The sequence below is a fragment of the Streptococcus sp. 3167 genome (genome assembly GCF_013277175.1).
Classification (GTDB): domain Bacteria; phylum Bacillota; class Bacilli; order Lactobacillales; family Streptococcaceae; genus Streptococcus; species Streptococcus pseudopneumoniae.
The window spans coordinates 1-5191 of the sequence record NZ_VMML01000060.1; the positions used below are offsets into that span (position 1 = coordinate 1).

5 protein-coding genes are annotated in these 5191 nt (G+C 41.1%); 4 read left to right on the plus strand and 1 reads right to left on the minus strand.

The genetic code is table 11. From position 1 onward, the window contains the following. A partial coding sequence (locus HT678_RS08840) for an IS630 family transposase (RefSeq protein WP_172924859.1) occupies positions 1-519 on the plus strand: 519 nt, incomplete at its 5' end. Beyond that, positions 512-1609 (plus strand): glycerate kinase, encoded by a 1098-nt coding sequence (locus HT678_RS08845; RefSeq protein WP_138702470.1) that lies wholly within the window; start codon positions 512-514, stop codon positions 1607-1609. The genes HT678_RS08840 and HT678_RS08845, both read left to right, overlap by 8 nt. Here HT678_RS08845 and HT678_RS08850 read toward each other — a convergent pair. Beyond that, complete coding sequence (locus tag HT678_RS08850; RefSeq protein ID WP_000131076.1) at positions 1606-2052, minus strand: YueI family protein; 447 nt, start codon at positions 2050-2052, stop codon at positions 1606-1608. The two genes, HT678_RS08845 and HT678_RS08850, sit on opposite strands and share 4 nt — an antisense overlap. 162 nt (positions 2053-2214) lie before the next feature. Between HT678_RS08850 and eno the strand changes: the two genes are divergently transcribed. After that, the gene (gene eno / locus HT678_RS08855) at positions 2215-3519 is read left to right on the plus strand and encodes a surface-displayed alpha-enolase (RefSeq protein WP_000022821.1); all 1305 of its coding nucleotides are present in this window, start codon (positions 2215-2217) and stop codon (positions 3517-3519) included. A gap of 795 nt (positions 3520-4314) precedes the next feature. Then, positions 4315-5191: group II intron reverse transcriptase/maturase (gene ltrA / locus HT678_RS08860; RefSeq protein ID WP_172924860.1), on the plus strand; the 877-nt coding region annotated here is incomplete at its 3' end.

The window sequence follows — 5191 nt, forward strand, 5'->3', positions numbered from 1 at the left end:
GTACGTTTGATGTACCAAGGTGAAGCTGGTTTCGGAAGAATCAGTAAGATGAGTTCTTGTTGGGCTCCTCAAGGAATCCGACCTAGCATTCCTAGTCATTATATGCGAGAATATCGCTATTGTTATGGGGCAGTAGATGCTCAGACAGGAGATTCCTTTTTCCTCATTGCTGGAGGATGCAATACTGAGTGGATCAATGAATTTCTACGGCAAGTCTCACAAGCTTATCCAGATGACTATATTTTACTTGTCATGGATAATGCTATATGGCATAAATCAAGTACCTTAGAGATTCCAAGTAATATTGAGTTGGCTTTTATCCCACCTTATACTCCAGAAATGAACCCTATTGAACAAGTATGGAAAGAAATTCGAAAACGAGGTTTCAAAAATAAGGCTTTCCAAACATTGGAAGCCGTCATTGATAAGCTTCAAGAAGTTATTCAAGGACTGGAAAAAAGCGTTTTAAAGTCCACTGTCAGCAGACAATGGACAAGGTTGCTTTTTGAAAATGATTGAGTATAAGGAAAGCTTGACAGCTCAACAGGTAGCTGAAGCAATAAAAAGAGGCTTCCAACAATCGATAGCAGATGTAGAATGTCTCCTCTGCCCTGTTGGTGATGGGGGAGAAGGTACTGTAGATGCTATCCGACATTCTCTTGACCTAAAAGAAAAATGGATCCAAGTGACAGACCCTTCTGGACAAAAAGAAGCCATGCGCTATTTTCAAAAAGGGGAACTGGCACTATTTGAAGTAGCTGACTTGGTTGGTCTTGGAAAAATTCCGCTAGAGAAACGAAATCCACTTCAAATCCAAACTTGTGGTATTGGAGAGTTGATTCTCCATCTCATTTCTAAAGGGATTAAAGATATTTATATCGGTGTTGGTGGCACGGCCAGTAATGATGGAGGACTGGGGATTGCTGCTGGTTTAGGTTATCAATTTTATGATAGGGATGGAAATGTCTTGCCTGCTTCCGGTCAATCCTTATTAAACTTAGCTTCTGTTTCAACAGAAAATCGCTATAAAATTCCTGAAGGTGTTCAAATTCATATTTTAGCAGATGTCGTGAGTCCCTTATGTGGTCATCAAGGTGCGACTTACACTTTTGGCAATCAAAAAGGTCTACATCCGACTATGTTTGCAGTCGTAGATCAGGCGATCCAAGATCTTTATGAAAAATTCTCACCTGCAACATTAGAAATTAAAGGAGCAGGAGCAGGTGGAGACCTTGCTGGTGGTTTGTGTGCCTTTGCTCAGGCAAGTATCGTGTCTGGAATTGATACCTGCTTGGACTTAACCAACTTTGATAAGAAAGTTTCAGATGCTGACTTGGTTGTTGTTGGAGAAGGAAGACTTGACAGTCAAAGCTTTGCTGGGAAAGCGCCTATAGGTGTTGCAAAAAGAACCCCTGTTGGAGTTCCTGTTATTGCTATTTGCGGTAGTCTTGCTGAAGATTTACCTCCCCTACCATTTGAAAATATCCAAGCTGTCTTTTCTATTTTGGAGAAAAGTGAACCTTTAGAAGATAGTTTGAAAAATGCCAGTCTCTATCTGGAGCGCATGGCTGCCAATATTGGGCACTTATTAAATATGTGCAAGATTTAGCTAAACCATTTCTTCCATAAGGATGTTTTGGCTGGTTCTTCCTTTTTAACTTCCCAAAGTTTTGGAAAAGCAAGTCGAAGGTCTTTTTCTTCTACTTGAACGGGTGCATTGCTATGAATAACCAGGCCGAAAGGAGAAGTAATATGCTCTTCAGATACTATGGTGGCTTGACTATCAGTTTCTTTTGCTTCTTTTAAGTAGAAAACTTGCTTATCAAATTCGATAGTTGGTGAAATCTTCACAAATAGTGGCTCTGCTTTTTCCTGAAGGTTTTCTAAAATAAATAAAAAGCCTTTTTCTAACTGAGGGCTATTTGCTGTGTCAATATCTACATATCCAAGAACTCTTTCCTCAAAAGTACCAAGATAGCGTCTTTGCTCATCCGGATTTATTTTTAACCCACCATGAGCTTTTTCAAGTAATTGTTTTGATAAATCTGTCATGAAAACAGTATATCATAAAAGTTAGAATAAAACAGACAAAAGAAAGCGATTACTTTATAAAGTTAAGGAAAATTTGCACAAAGATAACGTTTTTTCTTGAAAAAGGAGGGCTTTTAAGGTATTATAGAGGTGTAAAAAATTTAACTCAAAGGAGAGTAAAAAATGTCAATTATTACTGATGTTTACGCTCGCGAAGTCCTAGACTCACGCGGTAACCCAACACTTGAAGTAGAAGTTTACACTGAATCAGGTGCTTTCGGACGTGGTATGGTTCCATCAGGAGCTTCTACTGGTGAACACGAAGCAGTTGAACTTCGCGACGGTGACAAATCTCGTTACGGTGGTCTTGGTACACAAAAAGCTGTTGACAACGTAAACAACATCATTGCTGAAGCGATCATTGGCTACGATGTACGTGATCAACAAGCTATCGACCGTGCTATGATCGCTCTTGACGGTACTCCTAACAAAGGTAAATTGGGTGCAAACGCAATCCTTGGTGTGTCTATCGCTGTAGCTCGTGCTGCCGCTGACTACCTTGAAATCCCACTTTACAGCTACCTTGGTGGATTCAACACTAAAGTTCTTCCAACTCCAATGATGAACATCATCAACGGTGGTTCTCACTCTGACGCTCCAATCGCTTTCCAAGAATTCATGATTGTACCTGCTGGTGCGCCATCATTCAAAGAAGCTCTTCGTTGGGGTGCTGAAATCTTCCATGCTCTTAAGAAAATCCTTAAATCTCGTGGTTTGGAAACAGCCGTAGGTGACGAAGGTGGATTCGCTCCTCGTTTCGAAGGAACTGAAGACGGAGTTGAAACTATCCTTGCTGCTATCGAAGCTGCTGGATATGTTCCTGGTAAAGACGTATTTATCGGATTTGACTGTGCTTCATCAGAATTCTACGATAAAGAACGTAAAGTTTACGACTACACTAAATTCGAAGGTGAAGGAGCAGCTGTACGTACTGCTGCAGAACAAATCGACTACCTTGAAGAATTGGTAAACAAATACCCAATCATCACTATCGAAGATGGTATGGATGAAAATGACTGGGACGGTTGGAAAGCTCTTACTGAACGTCTTGGTGGTAAAGTTCAATTGGTTGGTGATGACTTCTTCGTAACAAACACTTCTTACCTTGAAAAAGGTATTGCAGAAGGTGCTGCTAACTCAATCCTTATCAAAGTTAACCAAATCGGTACTCTTACTGAAACATTCGACGCTATCGAAATGGCAAAAGAAGCTGGTTACACTGCCGTTGTATCACACCGTTCAGGTGAAACTGAAGATTCAACAATCGCTGACATCGCAGTTGCAACTAACGCAGGACAAATCAAGACTGGTTCACTTTCACGTACAGACCGTATCGCTAAATACAACCAATTGCTTCGCATCGAAGACCAACTTGGTGAAGTAGCAGAATACCGTGGATTGAAATCATTCTACAACTTGAAAAAATAAAGTAGTTCAGTAAACTATTTTATCCCGAACCTTGAAATTCAAAAGTTCGGCCGTTGATTTAACAACGTTTCTAGCCCCTCGGATTTTATCCGAAGGGCTATTTTTGGTACGACGGGCATGTCGTGCATCTGAGGTGTAAGTCCTCGGTGGGCACCTGCTACCGGTGAACCCAATAGCGATTCCCAAGCCTGACTATCGTGAGGTAGCGGATTAAAACGGTCTGGGGATAGACCGTTTTAAGTCTGACACTGGAAATAAGAATCGTCAGAGGAAGGGATAGCGAAATCGTGGCTCTACGAACAGGAACGTGATAGTAAGGCGTATATAGCGGATAAGGGGGTCAGAAACTCTAAAGTCCAAAAAGGTAGTCGTAACCTATATGCGTAAATCACGAGAGTAATTGAATTCGAACTAAGATTTATCTTTTTCCACTGTAACCTTTTAACGTCCTCATATCTTGTATAAACGAGGAAAGATGTAGGACTTATCCCGTGAGGTCTCATGAGCGCTGAAAGCGTAGTAACAAGGAATCATGAGAAGTCAGCCGAACCCATAGTAGTGAGGAAACTTCTGTAATGGAAGTGGAGCGAAGGGGTGAATACTCAAACAGTCTGGGGAGAGACTGTTTGAGGTCTGTCGCTAGAAAGAGAAAACGACAGATCGAAGTAATCCTACTTTACTTGTGTCTGTAAAACGAACGGTCTGATAGAACTGGACTCTGTCACGTATTGACTAGATGAAGGTTCACCAATATAAGATGTCCCTCAGGCACCAAAACAAGAAAGGAATAGGCACATGTCAAAATTGCTAGATAAGATAGTATCACGCGAAAATATGCTGGAAGCCTACAATCAAGTAAAATCCAATAAAGGCTCAGCTGGGATTGATGGAATGACTATCGAAGAGATGGATAATTATCTCAGACAAAACTGGCGCCTGACTAAAGAACTGATAAAACAGAGGAAATACAAACCTCAATCAGTCCTGCGAGTTGAAATCCCCCAACCCAATGGAGGTGTCCTTCAGCTTGGGATTCCGACAGTGATGGATAGGATAATCCAACAAGCCATTGTTCAAGTCATGAGTCCTATTTGTGAACCTCATTTCTCAGATACGAGTTATGGCTTCAGACCAAATAGGTCATGTGAAAAAGCCATCAGGAAGTTCTTAGAGTACTTAAATGACGGCTATGAGTGGATAGTGGATATAGACCTAGAGAAATTTTTCGATAGGGTTCCTCAAGATAGATTGATGTCCTTAGTACATAATATTATCGAAGACGGAGATAGGGAATCCTTGATTAGTCAGTATCTTCATTCAGGTGTTATCATTGACGGTCAGCGTCATAAAACGCTAGTTGGTACACCACAGGGAGGAAATGTATCTCCTCTCTTATCCAATATCATGCTTAATGAATTGGACAAGGAATTAGAAAAGAGGGGACTTCGATTTGTGCGCTACGCAGATGATTGTGTGATGACTGTCGGAAGCGAGGCAGCCGCTAAGCGTGTGATGTATTCAGTTAGTCGTTTTATTGAGAAACGGCTAGGTTTGAAAGTAAATATGACCAAGACTAAGATTACCAGACCAAGAGAGCTGAAATACTTAGGTTTTGGGTTCTGGAAATCATCAGATGGTTGGAAAAGTCGTCCCCATCAAGATAGTGTTCGGA

What these genes read in the sequence shown, in the direction of transcription:
- eno (WP_000022821.1), top strand. Translation starts at nt 2,215, where the DNA reads ATGTCAATTATTACTGATGTTTACGCTCGCGAAGTCCTAGACTCACGC.
- HT678_RS08850 (WP_000131076.1), bottom strand. Translation starts at nt 2,052, where the DNA reads ATGACAGATTTATCAAAACAATTACTTGAAAAAGCTCATGGTGGGTTA.
- HT678_RS08845 (WP_138702470.1), top strand. Translation starts at nt 512, where the DNA reads ATGATTGAGTATAAGGAAAGCTTGACAGCTCAACAGGTAGCTGAAGCA.